The organism is Pseudoalteromonas sp. TP27 (assembly GCF_056470645.1).
The window spans coordinates 1-16,009 of the sequence record NZ_JARDAK010000008.1 but is presented as its reverse complement, the minus strand read 5'-3'; the positions used below and the strand labels follow the sequence as shown (position 1 = coordinate 16,009).

The 16,009-nt window shown below is 38.3% G+C and carries 19 protein-coding genes; 15 read left to right on the top strand and 4 right to left on the bottom strand.

Features of this window, described 5'->3' with window-relative positions; all coding sequences use genetic code 11:
- Nucleotides 1-70 precede the first annotated feature (70 nt).
- The 4 genes from PX700_RS11025 to flgA form a co-directional block, all read right to left on the bottom strand.
- Nucleotides 71-268 carry a CsbD family protein gene (locus tag PX700_RS11025; protein WP_415638568.1) on the bottom strand — a complete coding sequence of 66 codons (198 nt, stop codon included), beginning with the start codon at nt 266-268 and terminating at the stop codon, nt 71-73.
- A 300-nt stretch (nt 269-568) separates the two neighbouring features.
- Nucleotides 569-997 carry a flagellar export chaperone FlgN gene (gene flgN / locus PX700_RS11020; RefSeq protein WP_479520734.1) on the bottom strand — a complete coding sequence of 143 codons (429 nt, stop codon included), beginning with the start codon at nt 995-997 and terminating at the stop codon, nt 569-571.
- Nucleotides 997-1,284 (bottom strand): flagellar biosynthesis anti-sigma factor FlgM, encoded by a 288-nt coding sequence (gene flgM, locus PX700_RS11015; protein ID WP_479520733.1) that lies wholly within the window; start codon nt 1,282-1,284, stop codon nt 997-999. The genes flgN and flgM overlap by 1 nt, the downstream gene beginning before the upstream one ends.
- Before the next feature lie 96 nt (nt 1,285-1,380).
- Complete coding sequence (gene flgA / locus PX700_RS11010; RefSeq protein ID WP_479520732.1) at nt 1,381-2,142, bottom strand: flagellar basal body P-ring formation chaperone FlgA; 762 nt, start codon at nt 2,140-2,142, stop codon at nt 1,381-1,383.
- 107 nt (nt 2,143-2,249) lie between these two features.
- On the opposite strand from flgA, the gene flgB reads away from it, so the two are divergent.
- The 15 genes from flgB to PX700_RS10935 form a co-directional block, all read left to right on the top strand.
- The gene (gene flgB, locus PX700_RS11005) at nt 2,250-2,624 is read left to right on the top strand and encodes a flagellar basal body rod protein FlgB (RefSeq protein ID WP_415638564.1); all 375 of its coding nucleotides are present in this window, start codon (nt 2,250-2,252) and stop codon (nt 2,622-2,624) included.
- Nucleotides 2,624-3,040: a flagellar basal body rod protein FlgC gene (gene flgC / locus PX700_RS11000; RefSeq protein ID WP_415638563.1), complete on the top strand. Its 417-nt coding sequence runs from the start codon at nt 2,624-2,626 to the stop codon at nt 3,038-3,040. The genes flgB and flgC overlap by 1 nt, the downstream gene beginning before the upstream one ends.
- A 4-nt stretch (nt 3,041-3,044) precedes the next feature.
- Nucleotides 3,045-3,698 carry a flagellar hook assembly protein FlgD gene (locus tag PX700_RS10995; RefSeq protein ID WP_479520731.1) on the top strand — a complete coding sequence of 218 codons (654 nt, stop codon included), beginning with the start codon at nt 3,045-3,047 and terminating at the stop codon, nt 3,696-3,698.
- A 24-nt stretch (nt 3,699-3,722) separates the two neighbouring features.
- Nucleotides 3,723-5,120 (top strand): flagellar hook protein FlgE, encoded by a 1,398-nt coding sequence (locus PX700_RS10990; RefSeq protein WP_479520730.1) that lies wholly within the window; start codon nt 3,723-3,725, stop codon nt 5,118-5,120.
- A gap of 11 nt (nt 5,121-5,131) precedes the next feature.
- Entirely contained in the window at nt 5,132-5,863 is a 732-nt protein-coding gene (locus PX700_RS10985; protein WP_415638560.1) for a flagellar basal body rod protein FlgF, read from the top strand.
- A 14-nt stretch (nt 5,864-5,877) separates the two neighbouring features.
- Nucleotides 5,878-6,663, top strand: a complete 786-nt coding sequence (gene flgG, locus PX700_RS10980) for a flagellar basal-body rod protein FlgG (RefSeq protein WP_415638559.1) — start codon at nt 5,878-5,880, stop codon at nt 6,661-6,663.
- 2 nt (nt 6,664-6,665) lie between these two features.
- On the top strand, nt 6,666-7,385 hold the full coding sequence (locus PX700_RS10975; protein ID WP_415638558.1) for a flagellar basal body L-ring protein FlgH: 720 nt from the start codon (nt 6,666-6,668) through the stop codon (nt 7,383-7,385).
- A gap of 17 nt (nt 7,386-7,402) precedes the next feature.
- The gene (locus PX700_RS10970; protein WP_479520729.1) at nt 7,403-8,512 is read left to right on the top strand and encodes a flagellar basal body P-ring protein FlgI; all 1,110 of its coding nucleotides are present in this window, start codon (nt 7,403-7,405) and stop codon (nt 8,510-8,512) included.
- Between the two features lie 12 nt (nt 8,513-8,524).
- Nucleotides 8,525-8,992 (top strand): rod-binding protein, encoded by a 468-nt coding sequence (locus PX700_RS10965; protein WP_479520728.1) that lies wholly within the window; start codon nt 8,525-8,527, stop codon nt 8,990-8,992.
- Nucleotides 8,993-8,999: 7 nt separating this feature from the next.
- Complete coding sequence (gene flgK / locus PX700_RS10960) at nt 9,000-10,307, top strand: flagellar hook-associated protein FlgK (protein WP_479520727.1); 1,308 nt, start codon at nt 9,000-9,002, stop codon at nt 10,305-10,307.
- 11 nt (nt 10,308-10,318) lie between these two features.
- On the top strand, nt 10,319-11,215 hold the full coding sequence (gene flgL / locus PX700_RS10955; RefSeq protein ID WP_479520726.1) for a flagellar hook-associated protein FlgL: 897 nt from the start codon (nt 10,319-10,321) through the stop codon (nt 11,213-11,215).
- 34 nt (nt 11,216-11,249) lie between these two features.
- Complete coding sequence (locus tag PX700_RS10950; RefSeq protein ID WP_479520725.1) at nt 11,250-12,275, top strand: flagellin; 1,026 nt, start codon at nt 11,250-11,252, stop codon at nt 12,273-12,275.
- A 473-nt stretch (nt 12,276-12,748) separates the two neighbouring features.
- A complete protein-coding gene (locus PX700_RS10945; RefSeq protein WP_479520724.1) occupies nt 12,749-13,627 on the top strand; it encodes a flagellin N-terminal helical domain-containing protein in 879 nt (292 codons plus the stop codon).
- Nucleotides 13,628-13,950: 323 nt separating this feature from the next.
- Nucleotides 13,951-14,841: a flagellin N-terminal helical domain-containing protein gene (locus PX700_RS10940; RefSeq protein WP_479520723.1), complete on the top strand. Its 891-nt coding sequence runs from the start codon at nt 13,951-13,953 to the stop codon at nt 14,839-14,841.
- A 325-nt stretch (nt 14,842-15,166) separates the two neighbouring features.
- Nucleotides 15,167-16,009, top strand: an 843-nt coding sequence (locus tag PX700_RS10935; RefSeq protein ID WP_479520722.1) for a flagellin N-terminal helical domain-containing protein, incomplete at its 3' end; no start/stop codon positions are given.

The following is a 16,009-nucleotide window of genomic DNA, read 5'->3' as shown; positions in this document are numbered from 1 at the left end:
ACGTCCTTTTTTAGCCGTTAAACAAAAAAACCGCCAAAATGGCGGTTTTTTTAAAAGCGGTTAACGCGATTTAACGACCTTTTTCAAAGTCATCTACTTCACGCTCAGCTTCTTCTTTAGATTTACCATACTGCTGCTGAATTTTACCAACAAGCTCTGTACGGCTACCTTCAATTTTATCTAAGTCGTCGTTGGTAAGATCGCCCCATTTTTGTTGAGCCTTACCTTTAAGTTCTTTCCAATTACCTTCGATACGATCGTTGTTCATAAGTATATCCTTACTTTAGGTTAGTGAATTAACTGTCAGTTATATAAAAGCAAGGCTTGTACCAATAAAACTTTTTTATTTGTTTTTTAAAATCAAAGAGTTAATTGTTTTTTAAATTGTGAAAATTACTATTGTGCATATAACTCAATAAAATATACATACAAGCCTGTAACTATTACAGGAGAGCTTTACTGAGTTTCGAAAGTAAAAGGTTTTATATGGAGGTTAAAATAATAGAGTATGGTATGGCGATAAATTTATGAGAATACCCAGTACGAGCATTTACAAATATAGCTAATTTTATAATTGCATTTCTGGGTATGCTTGTTTGTTTTCACCACCCGTTAAACGTTGCACTAATCTGCGTTGACTTGAGAGTAGTTGACCAGATCTCTCATTCATCATTTTGCAGGTTTTAGTTTTTATTTCTAGTTCTTGTAATAATTTTGTGGTGGCAGTTTTTATATCATTAGGTAGCTTTTCTCTTAGCTGTGTAAGCCCTTCTTTTCCACTCGGCAGGCCTAAGCTAACTAAAAAGCTATCTCGTTGAATGTGTGAGTTGTTAAGGCTATCTAGTAATTCGAGCATTTCATTATTGTGCTCTTTTAGCTGATTATCGCGGCGACTTAACAGTTCATACTGAGATTCAAGAAATTTAATTAAAGAGTCTAACTTTTTTATATCGTGCTTTAAGCTAAGTATGTACTCTTTTATGGTATTAATTTTCATTATTTATGTAACTCAATAAGTGCGTTAACTGTCGCATCAATATCTATCTGAAACTCACCATTAGCAATAGCAGCTTTAACTTGTGCAACCATATCCATGTCAACATCCGGTTGCGACGCTAAGTTTTCAAAAGTAGAGTCTATAGATTTACTTAGTTCGCTTACTTCGCTTGTGCTTTTCTCTGGAACTGACTGGGCTTTCTTCTCCTGAGTATTTAAAGCAGACGAGCGAGAACTCAATTTATTGATTTGTTCAACGTGTGCTGTTGGCGCATTTGTAATATTCATTGTGGGTTACTCATTATGTTTGAGGCTACTTAATACCTGCATGTAGGAAGATAGCGACTAATAATTTCTAAAACTTAACTTTTTTATATATTATTTTTATAAAATTGCTTCTACCACTCTTACATCAATCACTTTACCTTGAACGACTTTGTTAGATGAAAGGTTTTTCACCTTTATTATTTCACCTAATTGGCCGTCTTCTAGTGCGATAGCTTTTACATTGGCTGAAAAATTTGCAGTGTTAACTTGTAGTAAAACGTGTTCATCTTTATTAACTAATTGCTTGTTTTCTAAGTACCTGCGGGAGATTATATCATTTTTTCTTAATTCTCGCTTAACGGACAAGCCCAATACTTTACTTATATTCGGCTCTGCTGAATGTAGATGCTTGCTTATATCTACGCTTTTATATTCTAAAAGATCAGCTGTAAGTACCTCTCCTCTACTTATATTACGCTTAGCTGCAACAAGTCTTACCCATAAATTTATTTTGGCGCTAGCCCTAAAACGCCATTTAGGGTTATCACACTCTACAGAAAGACTAATTCTTCCTGCTGGGGGAGTATCTTTTTTTGAGCGGCTTATTTGTAGGTCATTACAGCTCAAATCTTTGCTACCTCTGGGGATAAATAACTCTATTTTTTGTTGCTGGTTACTTGAGCTTATTGTTGATAGATAGGTATCAATTTCTTTTTGTAAGTACGTATTTATTTTTTTTTCAAAATTAACATTGTTAGCGAAAGTGTGAGCACTAAAAAATGACAAGATAAAAATAACGCGGAAAATACAGTGCTTCCCTTGAGGAAGTTTACCTTCCGCTCTGTTTGCTCTGAAAGTTGTTTTTTTTGAGTAACTCATTGGTTTTTATCTTTAATTAAAGTTGGCATAAAGTTTGTATTGTCAGCTGCTATAGATAGAGGTATGCGAACAATTGAGCATACAAGAATCAAAAAGTAGAGGCAACAATGGAACTATTCGATAAGGCATTGGGAGTGCACCCCTTCTCAATGCAGCTAAGGTTAGATCGCGCTGAGATAATAGCAAGCAACTTGGCTAACGTAGATACGCCGGGATTTAAATCTCGAGATGTAGATTACCGTCAAATTATGAATGGTGTTTCATCAAGTATTTCACAAAATCGAGATGTTGCCTTTGCAGGTGCTCAAGCCGAAGAACTAAAATACAGAGTGCCGTATCAACCGTCAGCTGATGGTAACACTGTTGAGCTAAACATTGAGCAAGCTAAGTTTGCAAATAACAGTATGGATTTTCAAACCAGCCTGACTTTTCTAAATATGAAAATAAATGGTTTGTATAAAGTAATTAAAGGAGAAGTGTAATGTCTTTTAACTCTATTTATGATGCAAGTGGGAGTGCCATGCGTGCGCAAGTAATCCGCTTAGACACTATCGCTTCAAACCTTGCAAACGCAGATACAGCCGCAGGCTCAGAACAAGACGCTTATAAAGCTCTTAAGCCTGTATTTTCGGCTTTATATAAACAAACCCAGGACGGTCAGTCTATTTCAGCATCTGTTGACGTTTTGGGTATTACAGAATCAAAAAGAACAGTTGAACAACGCTATGAGCCAAATAACCCTATTGCAAATAATGATGGTTATGTTTTTTACTCTAACGTAAATGTACTAGAAGAAATGGCCGACATGATGTCTGCGAGTCGTAGTTACCAAACTTCGGTAGAAGTTATGGGGCGAGTTAACAGTATGCAACAAAGTATTCTCAAATTAGGACAATAATAAAATGCAAGTGAATACAACTAATCAAAATGCGCAAGATGCTGTTAACGGTGTTTCAAATATAGCTGGAAATAGTTCATCAGAAGAAATGTCTACGATGTTTTTAGAACTATTAGTTGCTCAAATCAGCAATCAAAATCCTTTAGAGCCAATGGATGGAACTGCTTATGTTAGTCAACTTGCTGAGTTTTCTAATGTAGAGTCGCTACAAGGTATCAGACAAAATACTACTCAGAGTTTAGATTACATGAGTAGCTTAGCGGTGTTAGAAGCAACCAAAATTGTTGGCGAATCTGTTGATGTAAAAGCAAGTAGTATTGCATTAGAGCAAAACGGTAACGTTGCTGGTTTAGTTAATTTAGATACAGCTGCAGATTCGGTAACTGTACAGCTTTATAACGAAAATGGCGAAATGGTAGAAGAGAAAAACTTGCCTTATTCAGGTGTTGGTGAGTTGCGTTTTGAGTTTGAAAATCAAAATGCAGGTGGCTATGCAGTGAGAGCTTATGCAACAACTCAAGGCGTACCTAAGCAGCTTGATACATGGCTAAGTGGCAGTGTTGAGCGAGTATCTGTTGGCAAAACGCCAGAAGATATTTTATTACAAGTTGACGGCTTGGGTAATTTTAGTCTTACAGAAATCAATCAACTGGCATAAATAATTGAATAAGGAATAAATAATATGTCTATGTTTAATATTGGTCTTAGTGGCCTGAAAAGTACTCAAACAGGTTTAGAAGTAACAAGTAATAACATTGCAAACTCAGGTACTGCTGGATATAAAAATAATACCGCAGAATTTGCAGCGGTTTACAATGGCGGTCAACGTGGCGGTGTTAAGGTTGCAAACATTAAAGAAGATTTTGTTACCGGCGGTGAGATTGTTCGAACGGGCAACGCACTTGATATAGCTATTGATGGGCAAGGTTTTTTTGCGATGTCAGAAAATGGCCGTACTGCTTATACTCAAGCAGGTCAATTTACACTTGATAATGAGCTAAATATTGTAAATGCCAACGGTGCAAAGCTACAAGGTTATGGTATATCAGAAGTTGCTGGTGGCGATCCTACAATTGTAGGGGGGGTTTTAACCGACTTAAAAATTGAAGCGTCAAATATTGAAGCAAAAGCAAGTACCGAAATTAACTTTAACGGTAACTTAAGCTCAGCAAGTGATGTGATTCCATATCCTGTATCAGCACCAGCACCTGCAGCGCCTACTCTTTTTGACCCTACAGATGGCAGTCAATATAACTTCTCGCAATCAACAGAAGTGTTTGACTCATTAGGTAATAGCCATGTAATGACCCAGTATTTTAACCATACGGGTAGTAATGAATGGCAAGCTATGTTTTTCCTTGACGGAAAGCCATTAACTGAAGCTCAACTAACAGGCGCTGGCCTTACACCTGGTATGTCTGATATACCAGTAGTAGCTGGAGCGAATGTTGGTAACCAAAGTGTTGATGATGGAACCGGTACTGCTGTTTCAGCTGGTGTTTTAAAAATGACATTTGATACAAACGGTCAAATGGTCCCTTATGGAGCAGCTCCAGGCGTAACTGCGGTTAATTTAGCTGTGGGTGTAGCTGGTGTTACTGCAACAACCAATGCTGAAATAAACAGTGGTGCTGCTGCTTTAGCTATAAATCTAAAATTTGATGGTACAACTCAATTTGGTTCAAGCTTTAGCGTAAACGAAAACGATGCTAACGGTTATACATCAGGTGCGTTTTCGGGTGTAACAGTTGGTGACGACGGTAAAGTATTTGCTACCTTTACAAATGGTGAATCAAAGCTACAAGGGCAGGTAGTACTGGCTTCATTTGCTAATGTTGATGGGTTAGAGCAAGGCAGTAACACAGTTTGGTATCAAACAGAAGAATCGGGAAATGCACTGTATGGTGAGCCAGATAGTGGTTCGTTAGGTAAGTTACTTTCAGGTTCATTTATGGGCTCGAATGTTGATATTAGTGAACAGTTAGTTGGCTTAATGTCATTTCAGCAAAATTACCAAGCGAATGCTAAAACAATCAGCAGTGCTGATGAAATGATGCAAATTTTGTTTAGTAATACTTAAGGAAATAGAGTGTGGAAAAGTTAATTTATACCGCAGTTTCTGGTGCTGAGCTAAATAACACTGCTTTACGCGTTACTGCCAACAATTTAGCAAACGTAAGTACGACTGGTTTTAAAGCCGACATGGAACAAGCCCAGTCGATGATGGTTGTTGGTAATGGTTTTCGTACACGCTACCAAGCTCAATTAACTCCAGTAACAACTGATTTATCATCAGGTCCTATTATGGATACTGGTCGCAATTTAGATATTGCACTAAGTGATGGTGGTTACCTTGAAGTAATGGATGATAACGGCAATCCTGCGTATACACGTGCGGGTAATCTTGTGGTTGACGCCGATGGTTTTGTAACAGTAAGCGGTCGTCGTTTACAAGGTGATGGCGGTGATATTCAATTACCTGAATTTGGTGAAGTTGAAATTGGCTCTGACGGCATTATTAACTTAACCCCAATTGGTGGGGGAGTTATTGCTGAAGATTCGCGTATTAAGTTAGCAAGTACAGACGGAAATTTAGTTAAAGGCCCTGATGGTTTATTAAGAAGTCCAGATTTACAGCCTTTACAAGCCGACGACACTATAAAAGTAAGAACAGGAGCCCTAGAAGGCTCTAACGTAAATGCCGTAGCTGAAATGATAAAAACAATGAACATCAGTCGTCAGTTTGAAATGAATGTAAAAATGATGACGTCAGCTGATGAACTAGCAACAAGCGGCAATAAACTTATTAGCGGACAGGCATAAAAAGAGAGTTAACTATGAATTCAGCATTATGGGTGAGTAAAACAGGTCTTGCTGCTCAAGACTTAAGAATGACAACAATTTCTAATAACTTAGCTAACGTAAGTACAGCCGGCTTTAAAAAAGACCGAGCGGTGTTTGAAGATTTATTTTATCAAGTACAAAAACAACCGGGTGCTCAAGCTGATGATTTAAATCAATTACCATCGGGTATACAGGTAGGAACTGGTGTAAGAATTAACGGTACTCAAAAAGAGTTCACAGAAGGTAGCTTTGAAACGACAAGTAACCAGTTAGATGTAGCAATTGCTGGTCAGGGCTTTTTTCAAATAGAAAATCCAGATGGCGAGCTTTTATATACTCGTAACGGCCAGTTTCAGCTTAATTCAGAATCATTACTTGTTAATACTAATGGCCTTCCTTTAGCGCAAAATATTGCGTTACCAGAGGGCACAACAAAAGTAAGCATTGGTACTAATGGTACTGTTACCGCTATTGTAGGTACAGATGCACAGCCAGTTGAACTTGGTCAACTACTAACTGTTAATTTTGCAAACCCAGCGGGCTTACAAAGCTTAGGTGGTAACTTATATCGCGAAACAGCCGCTTCGGGCGAACCTGTTGAGGGTATACCAGGTGAAGAGTCTTTCGGTGGTTTACAGCAGTACACCATTGAAGGTTCAAACGTAAGTGTTGTTGACGAAATGGTGAGTATGATTGCAGTACAACGTGCTTATGAAATGAATGCTAAAGTCGTTTCAGCCGCTGATGAAATGTTACGCTTCATAAGTCAAAATATATAATTATGAATAAATTAGCTTGTATTATATTGTTGTTATTAATTGCAGGGTGCAGCAATGCACCTGATAACAGGCAATTTGTTCAATGCGAAATAGTCTATGGCGAAGTTAAATGTCCAGAAAATCCCAAAAAGAAAACTCGTCAAGACTATGAAATAAGCCAAGATGCCTACCAACAAGGCCTAAACCATCAAGATGGCAGTTTGTTTCAAGACAGCTATATGTTTTCGCTTTATTCAGATAAACGTGCATACCGAGTGGGTGACATTTTAACTGTTGTATTAAATGAGCGAACTCAATCAAGTAAAAGTGCAGATTCAAGTTTAGATAAAAGTACAGATATCGATGTCGGTGTTCCCCTTGCTGGTAATCTTAACGTAGGGGATTTCAACTTAGGCGTTGGATCTAGTAGCAAGTTTGATGGTGAAAGTAGCGCAAGCCAACAAAATTTCTTGAGTGGCTCTATTACTGTCAGAGTTGAGCACGTATTGTCTAATAATTCATTAGTGATCCGAGGGCGCAAGCAAATAAAGCTAAACCAAGGTGACGAATATATAGAAATTGAAGGCTTGGTTCGCCCTGAAGATATTGATGTTAGTAATAGAATATCTTCTTTGCGTATAGCTGAGGCTCAAATTAGCTATACCGGAAGTGGTACATTGGCTGATGCAAATAAGCCAGGCTGGTTTACGACATTGTTTACTCGATTCTTAAACCCATTCTAGTAATTACTGAGGCTTTAATGAAATATTTATTACTGGTACTTATAACCATAATTGGCTTTGTACCACAATTTACTTACGCAGCCAAAGCAAGACCGTTATTAGATATGGTTGATGTACTTGGGGTGCGCGAAAATCAACTTGTGGGATATGGCCTAGTTGTTGGTTTACCTGGTTCAGGTGATAAGGCACAGGTAAAGTTTGCAGGGCAATCTTTGAGTAATATGCTCAAGCAATTTGGTGTGTCGGTTGACGAAAAAAGTCTTCCTAAATCTAAAAATATTGCAGCTGTTGCTGTGCATGCAACGTTGCCACCTATGGGCAGCCCAGGGCAATCTATAGATGTTACTGTTAATTCTTTAGGTGATGCCAAAAGTCTACACGGTGGCAGTTTAATGCTAACGCCTTTAAAAGGTGTTGACGGGAAAGTATATGCGCTTGCACAAGGGAATTTAGTTGTTGGCGGTATAAACGCAAGCGGTAATGACGGTTCATCAGTAACCGTTAATGTTCCTACGTCAGGAATTATCCCAAATGGCGCTATTATTGAGCGTAACGTAATGGATATGTTTAAAACTCAACCCGACGTAGTATTAAATTTAAAATCACCAAATTATCAAACAGCTCGCAATGTAGTAAAAGCAATAAATAAAGTATTTGGTCCTGAGGTAGCAACAGCGGAAAATTGGGGACGTTTAGTGGTAAGTGCACCCAGCGATCCAAACAGTCGAAATACGTTTATGTCGATGTTGCAAGATATAGTTGTAGAAGAGGGAACCGAGCGTCCTAAAATTGTATTTAATAGTCGTACGGGCACGGTTGTAATGAACGACACCGTAAGAGTACATAAAGCGGCTGTTAATCACGGTAATTTAACCATTACTATTAGCGAGCAAGAAAGTGTATCTCAACCGGGGGCTTTTTCTAACGGACAAACAACAAAAACTCAAGCCAGTGATATAAGCGTAGATCAACAACAAAAAAATATGCTTTTATGGCCTGAAGGTACCTCTTTAGATGAAATAGTTAAAGCAGTAAATGCCCTTGGCGCAACACCTGCAGAGCTAATGTCTATATTAATTGCTTTAGATAATGCTGGTGCACTTGAAGCCGAACTTTTAGTTATTTAACGGAATAATGTAATGAAAATAGAGACTCCACAATTCCTTTCGCAATCATTGGCTATTGACCCAAAAAATGTAGAAAATATAACTAAAAACAGCTCACAAAGTGAAAGTGTTAGGCAAGCCGCAGAGCAGTTTGAAGCGATATTTTTACAGCTTGTTTTAAAAAGTATGAATAGTGCAACAGAAACAATGTCTGGTGAAAATGGCTTTTTTAATTCTAAAGAGCAAGCACAGTTTAGAGATATGCACGATGCACAGACTGCTCAACACTTAGCATCAACTAATCAATTAGGTTTGGCTGAAGCAATTATTAGGCAATTCGACGAAAAAATAGCCCCAATTGAAAATACATTTAAGAAAGACGTAGAAACGGTCGCTAGTACTTCACATAAGGATGGTGAAAGTGTTGAACCTGCCCAACGTAATGATATTTACACTGGGGCATCGTTTATTCAGCCGTTGAATGTTATTACTATTAGGTAGTTAAATTATGTCGATGTTAAATAATGCATTAAGTGGGCTTAATGCCGCAAATGTAGCGCTTACGGTCGCAGGGCAAAACGTTTCAAATGCTGCTGTTGAAGGGTATTCACGACAAGCCGCACAATTTAAAACAACCGGTGTTGCGCTTGGTGGTGTAGAGGTTACATCGGTAGAACGTATTGTTGATGAATTTTTAAATAATGATATTTGGCGTACCAATTCTGATTTATCTTATTATGAGAATAAACAAAGCTACCTAGGATTTATTGAACAAGTTGTTGGTACTGACTCACTTAACTTAAATACTTCTATATCAGCTTTAACAAATGCATTAAATGCCGCCTCAACAACACCTGACTCTGCCGCATATCGTCAGCAATTTTTATCAGCTGCCGAAGGGCTGATGCAAGATTTTGCACAAATAAATGGTGCTATAGATGGACAATTAGACAAATTAAGCTCAGAAATGAGCAACGTTTCTCTTAGTGTTACATCGTTAACTAAGCAAATAGCTGAAGTTAATGCGAGTGTTGGCCAAGCCCTTGCCAATAACAAACCAAGTGCAGAGTTAAAAGACAACAGAGAAAGATTGGTCAATGAGCTATCACAGTATATTGGTGTATCAATAATTGAGCGAAACTCTGGCCTAATTGATATAAGCACGTTAAGTGGTGCACCTTTAGTGATAGGCTCAAAAGGCGCCTCAATATCGGTAAGTGGTACAGATATTAGCAGTCACTTTTTAGGGCAAGAATTTAAACTAGATAAAAATGTAGGTGGACATTTTGGCGGCTTAATAAGTGCAGACCAAGACGTTATTCAACCTACATTAGCAAGCTTAAATAGCCTTGTAAGTGATTTAGCTGATGATGTAAATGCAGCTTTGGCCGGTGGCTTTGATTTAAAAGACGCCTCTGGCATACCCTTATTTGAATATAACGCGTCAAACCCATTAGGAAGCATAACCATTAATCCTAATATAGGTAAAGACGAGCTTGCATTTAAAGGCACAGCAGCAGCGGGAGCAGGGGATAACTCTAACGTTGCAAGTATTATTTCGGCTATGACGGGTAAAGGCGATAAATTCACTTCGCTTGTAGGAGAGCTTGCTATAACAAGTAAGCAAAATCAAACGAGTATTGCTACCGCCTCAAGCTTAAATGATAATGCCGTTGCAGCAAGAGATAGCCTCAGTGGTGTAAACTTAGATGAAGAAGCGGCAAGCTTGATGCATTTTCAACAAATGTATAGCGCAAATGCTAAAGTGATTAGTACCGCTGATCAAATGTTTAACACTTTACTGGAAATGTTTTAAGGGATAATCTAATGCGCGTTAGTAGCCATCAATACCATATTAATACAATTCAAAATATACAGACTAACTCTAGCAACTTTAACGATAAATCGGTTCAGCTTTCTACAAACCAACGAATTTTAAAGCCGTCAGATGACCCGCTCGGTGCAGTAATGCTTATGAACTTAGGTTCAGAAATTGATTCATTAGAACAATATAAAACGAATATGAATGCAGTTAATTACTCACTTGGTCAACAAGAGGTACAATTAACAGGTATTGTTAATCAAATTTATTCGTTGCAAAGCTTAATAACCACCGCAGCAGATGGATCAATGGGGGATGCAGAAATTAAAGCCATCGGACAGGATTTGAGTATCGCATTTCCTGCTATTGTCGATCTGCTAAATGCAACAGATAGCGACGGAAAATACTATTTTTCGGGCAGTAAAACAGATGAAAAACCATTTCAGCTAGATGCTTCAGGTGACTATGTATACAGTGGCGATACACTCGTTAGAAATGTATCGGTTTCTGATGACTCAAGCGTAATTAATAATATTATTGGCGATGCTTTAGACCCTGGTGCTGATTTTTTAAATGCCATGAAAGACTATCTTGTAGATGTAAACAACCCTCCAGCAGGCGGCGTTGGTGACAAGTCAAGGGTGATGATTGACAAGCTTGCCGGTTTTTTAAGTACAATAAGTGGTCAAGTCACGACCATTGGTGCAACAATGGCATCGCTTGACTCAATAACAACAAGTAATGAAGACATAAAAACGTTTACCGTTAATCTTCGCGATGATTTAAGTGCAGTAGAGTACCCAGAAGCATTTATTTCAATGAAAGAATCAATGGCAGCTTATGAAGCGTCTATGCAAGTTTACTCAAGCGTGAGTAATCTTTCTTTGTTTTCATATATTTAAATATATAACTTCTATATAACTTCGGGAATATACCATGCTCGTCAAAAGTAGCGAAAAAGTTCAATCACTAGAGCCAGCTAATACAGCTAAATCTAGTGGTGTCGTTACATCACCAAAAGACTCGGCTAATAATCTTTGGAAAAATAAGATTGTAGCCAAGCAAGAGCAGGTTCAAGTATTAACGCATTGGTCTATTCGCGGCACCTTAAGCCAAGAGCTTGCAAAGGCAGAGCAAAGTGAAGCCACTATTCGCAGTTTATATGCAGGCCTTGAAAGACTCGCTAAACAATTAAATACACAAGCTGCAAACAGTAAACCTCAGGCTATGCAGCAACAAAGTATTAGTTCGCAAATTACTAGCTTACAAAATACAACAAATAAAAAAGGTTCAGGACTCGATTCACAGTTAATGATAACTGATCCTACGCGCCCTATTACCCGTAAGCTTAATGCTAATATAGACCTTATTAGTACTCGTCCACACGAAGAAAACATACATTTAATGATGGGAAGAAGTGGCAAGTCGTTAAATTTAACACTGCCGGCTAATCAAGATGAGCGTGCTAACTTTAATGCAGTTCAAAGTGCTTTTTCACAGCATCAAATTAGTGTTGAGTTAAGCCGAGAAAATCGTTTGCTTTTTAGTGCGCAAAAAGAGAACTCAGGCCCTTTGCTCGAACCTTGGATAATGAGTGGGCAAGGAGTGCGTGTTGCTGCGGGAAACCCAATATCACTACAGCTTAGTGAAATAAGTAACCCATTAAATGAGTTAGCAGATGTAGCCAATAAAAATGCTTCAGTTCAGGAGCACAGAGATCAAATTCAAGCAGCTCAGCGCCATTTAAAAGCGAACTTGATGAAAGTACAAACTAAAAAGCAGCAATTACTAGCACAATTACAGCAGTTAGATACAGCAAGCTCGTTGGGTAATAGCGAGCAGTTAACGACTGTTAGCAGTAATGCCAAACAACAAATGATGAGCGCTGGCGCTAATAGCGTGAGCGTCATTATGGCGCAAGCTAACGTAACACGTAATATGGTGCAGTATTCACTTAACTAGTTAATTTATGTTTCAGTGCATTATTAGAAAATAGAATTATAAAAAACAAGTCTAAAAAATAACTATATTAACGTCCTACTAACATAGTTATTTTTACACAAAATTATCCTCAATATAATTATCCCCGTTCGTTTATAGCTTTCCTTTATATGTGAATTTACTAACGAGTGTTAAGTTAATTTATAATACCTATCCACAGTAATGCTAATCAAAAATAATACGTAATCATTTTGAGACGTAAGCCTGAAGCTAGCAGCATTAAAATTTTTCATTCAGAACAATTAAATAGCTTGCTATCAACAAGCTTTTTCAGCCTCGAAATAGATCACTTAATTAAGCGAACTGATATAAATTTTAATAAAAATCAAAATAAAGTTTAGTTTTTTCTTAATATGGTCGCTCTAAATGATTAGTCACTGCTATTTATGCTTTTTTGTGTAAATAGTATTAAAAAAACATAAAGGAAATTAAGCATGGCTTTATCAATTCAATCGAATATGGCATCAATGTCGATTCAAAACCAATTAAGTAAAAGTAACGACAGTTTATCTACCGCGCTTGAGCGTTTAGGGTCTGGCTTTAAAATTAACTCAGCGAAAGATGATGCTGCAGGTCTGCAAATTGCATCACGTTTAAACGCACAAGTTAAAGGCCAAGAAGCAGGTTTGTACAATGGCGCTAATGCGATGTCGATGATGCAAACAGCAGAGGGCGCGTTTGATGAAATGACCAATATTGCGTACCGCATGAAAGAGCTTGCAACGCAAGGTGCGAGTGACGCGAATGGCGATACTGAATGGGCTGCGCAAAGTGCTGAGTATGATGCTTTAGCTAAAGAGCTTGGTAGTATTATGAAGAATACCTCATTTGGTGGCACTGCTTTATTAGATAAAACTGCAGGTAAGTTTGGCTCGACTCTTGCTCCTACAGCTACTGGTGTTAATTTTCAAGTTGGCTCAAGTGCTGCTGAAACGTTGAAAGTGGATATCGCTGGTGAGTTAGATGCTGTTGATGATATTTTAAACTCAGCAACTGCTGCAGATAAGTTTGCAACCGCTTTTGCGGATGTTGATGAAGCGCAGGCTGAATTGCTTTTAGTGGATAAGTTTATAGCAGCGGTAGGTACAGCTCGTTCATCATTAGGTGCGTCAATGAATCGCCTTGAGCATACGATGACGAACGTAACCAACATGAAAGAAAACACCCAAGCAGCGGCTTCTACGCTAATGGATGCTGATTTTGCGGCTGAAACGTCAAATATGACTAAGCAGCAGTTGTTAATGAACTCAGGTATTTCGGTATTGAGTACAGCTAACAGTACAACACAAATGATTGGTTCGTTATTAAACTAATCGACTAGCGCTGGTTAATTAAATTAATTAATCAGCAAGTAGCATAAAGCAGCTGCACCTTTGGTGTGGCTGTTTTTGTTTATGCAGTGCTTTAATAGTATTGAGTGTCGTTATTTAATCGTTTTAATATTTTTTTAAGAGCAGTTTGAGAACGGTTTACGGTTTTAGTAGCGCTATGGATATGAGAGCTAAACTAGAAATATAATAAATAAACCCAAAATAAAGTTTAGTTTTTTCTTAATATGGTCGCTCTAAATGATTAGTCACTGCTATTTATGCTTTTTCGTGTAAATAGTATTAAAAAAACATAAAGGAAATTCAGCATGGCTTTATCAATTCAATCGAATATGGCATCAATGTCGATTCAAAACCAATTAAGTAAAAGTAACGACAGTTTATCTACCGCGCTTGAGCGTTTAGGCTCTGGCTTTAAAATCAACTCAGCGAAAGATGATGCGGCAGGTCTACAAATAGCGTCACGCTTAAACGCACAAGTAAAAGGCCAAGAAGCGGGTTTGTACAACGGCGCTAACGCGATGTCGATGATGCAAACAGCAGAGGGCGCGTTTGATGAGATGACAAACATTGCTTACCGCATGAAAGAGCTTGCTACGCAAGGTGCGAGTGATGCGAATGGCGATACTGAATGGGCAGCGCAAAGTGCTGAATATGTAGCTTTGAGTGCAGAGCTTACTAGTATTATGGAGAATACCACTTTTGGTGGAACTAAATTATTAGACCCAGCTTCTGCTACTTCTAGTAAATTTGCCGCTGAAGTTCAATTCCAAGTCGGCTCAAGTGAAGATGAAACATTAAAGGTTGATATTTCGGCCTCTTTACTTACAGCTACTGCAGGTTCAGTTGGTCACTCTATTGCTGCGCTTGCTACTACTGGTACGGCAGTAGCCGGTGCAGGGACTTTCACAGATGTAACTGAGGCACAAGCCCATTTGGCAGTTGTTGATACTCTTATTGGTTCTATTGGTACAGCTCGCTCATCACTAGGTGCATCAATGAATCGCCTTGAGCATACTATGACGAACGTAACCAACATGAAAGAGAATACCCAAGCAGCGTCATCTACGTTAATGGATGCTGACTTTGCTGCTGAAACGTCAAATATGACTAAGCAGCAGTTATTAATGAACTCAGGTATTTCAGTATTGAGTACAGCGAACAGTACAACACAAATGATTGGTTCATTATTAAACTAATCGACTAGCGCAGGTTAATTAAATTAATTAGCCAGCAAGTAACATAAAGCAGCTGCACCTTTGGTGTGGCTGTTTTTGTTTATGCAGTGCTTTAATAGTATTGTTATTTAATGGTATTGAGTGTCGTTATTTAATCGCTTTGATTTTTTAGAGCCGTATGTGGTTTAGTGCAAAATAGGGACGACAACACCAAAGCTAAAAATATAATAAATAAACCCAAAATAAAGTTTAGTTTTTTCTTAATGTGGTCGCTCTAAATGATTAGTCACTGCTATTTATGCTTTTTCGTGTAAATAGTATTAAAAAAACATAAAGGAAATTCAGCATGGCTTTATCAATTCAATCGAATATGGCATCAATGTCGATTCAAAACCAATTAAGTAAAAGTAACGACAGTTTATCTACCGCGCTTGAGCGTTTAGGCTCTGGTTTTAAAATTAACTCAGCCAAAGATGATGCTGCAGGTCTACAAATAGCGTCACGCTTAAATGCACAAGTAAAAGGCCAAGAAGCAGGTTTGTACAACGGCGCTAACGCGATGTCGATGATGCAAACAGCAGAAGGCGCGTTTGATGAGATGACAAACATTGCTTACCGCATGAAAGAGCTTGCTACGCAAGGTGCGAGTGATGCGAATGGCACAACTGAGTGGGCTGCACAAAGTGCAGAGTACGCTGCTTTAACTGCTGAGCTTGATAGTATTATGAAAAACACCTCGTTTGGTGGTACGTTATTACTAGAAGGAACAGATAATAAATTTGGTACCGGTGAAGTTCAATTTCAGATTGGCTCAAGTAAAGAAGAAACATTAAAAGTAAATATCTCGGCTGCTCTGGGTACTTCAGGTACGCCTACAGCAGGAGTTGGTTTTGGTATTGATGAAATTCAAGCTGAAGGTACTACAGCAGGAACATTCGAAAATGTAGGTGAAGCTCAAGATCATTTAGCACTTGTCGATAACTTAATTTCTGATATTGGTACCGCTCGTTCAGCGTTAGGTGCCTCAATGAATCGCCTTGAGCATTCGATGACCAACGTTACAAACATGAAAGAAAACACCCAAGCAGCATCATCTACGTTAATGGATGCTGATTTTGCAGCTGAAACGTCAAACATGACTAAGCAGCAGTTGTTAATGAACTCAGGTATTTCGGTATTGAGTACAGCG

What these genes read in the sequence shown, in the direction of transcription:
- PX700_RS11025 (WP_415638568.1), bottom strand. Translation starts at nt 268, where the DNA reads ATGAACAACGATCGTATCGAAGGTAATTGGAAAGAACTTAAAGGTAAG.
- flgN (WP_479520734.1), bottom strand. Translation starts at nt 997, where the DNA reads ATGAAAATTAATACCATAAAAGAGTACATACTTAGCTTAAAGCACGAT.
- flgM (WP_479520733.1), bottom strand. Translation starts at nt 1,284, where the DNA reads ATGAATATTACAAATGCGCCAACAGCACACGTTGAACAAATCAATAAA.
- flgA (WP_479520732.1), bottom strand. Translation starts at nt 2,142, where the DNA reads ATGAGTTACTCAAAAAAAACAACTTTCAGAGCAAACAGAGCGGAAGGT.
- flgB (WP_415638564.1), top strand. Translation starts at nt 2,250, where the DNA reads ATGGAACTATTCGATAAGGCATTGGGAGTGCACCCCTTCTCAATGCAG.
- flgC (WP_415638563.1), top strand. Translation starts at nt 2,624, where the DNA reads ATGTCTTTTAACTCTATTTATGATGCAAGTGGGAGTGCCATGCGTGCG.
- PX700_RS10995 (WP_479520731.1), top strand. Translation starts at nt 3,045, where the DNA reads ATGCAAGTGAATACAACTAATCAAAATGCGCAAGATGCTGTTAACGGT.
- PX700_RS10990 (WP_479520730.1), top strand. Translation starts at nt 3,723, where the DNA reads ATGTCTATGTTTAATATTGGTCTTAGTGGCCTGAAAAGTACTCAAACA.
- flgG (WP_415638559.1), top strand. Translation starts at nt 5,878, where the DNA reads ATGAATTCAGCATTATGGGTGAGTAAAACAGGTCTTGCTGCTCAAGAC.
- PX700_RS10975 (WP_415638558.1), top strand. Translation starts at nt 6,666, where the DNA reads ATGAATAAATTAGCTTGTATTATATTGTTGTTATTAATTGCAGGGTGC.
- PX700_RS10970 (WP_479520729.1), top strand. Translation starts at nt 7,403, where the DNA reads ATGAAATATTTATTACTGGTACTTATAACCATAATTGGCTTTGTACCA.
- PX700_RS10965 (WP_479520728.1), top strand. Translation starts at nt 8,525, where the DNA reads ATGAAAATAGAGACTCCACAATTCCTTTCGCAATCATTGGCTATTGAC.
- flgK (WP_479520727.1), top strand. Translation starts at nt 9,000, where the DNA reads ATGTCGATGTTAAATAATGCATTAAGTGGGCTTAATGCCGCAAATGTA.
- flgL (WP_479520726.1), top strand. Translation starts at nt 10,319, where the DNA reads ATGCGCGTTAGTAGCCATCAATACCATATTAATACAATTCAAAATATA.
- PX700_RS10950 (WP_479520725.1), top strand. Translation starts at nt 11,250, where the DNA reads ATGCTCGTCAAAAGTAGCGAAAAAGTTCAATCACTAGAGCCAGCTAAT.
- PX700_RS10945 (WP_479520724.1), top strand. Translation starts at nt 12,749, where the DNA reads ATGGCTTTATCAATTCAATCGAATATGGCATCAATGTCGATTCAAAAC.
- PX700_RS10940 (WP_479520723.1), top strand. Translation starts at nt 13,951, where the DNA reads ATGGCTTTATCAATTCAATCGAATATGGCATCAATGTCGATTCAAAAC.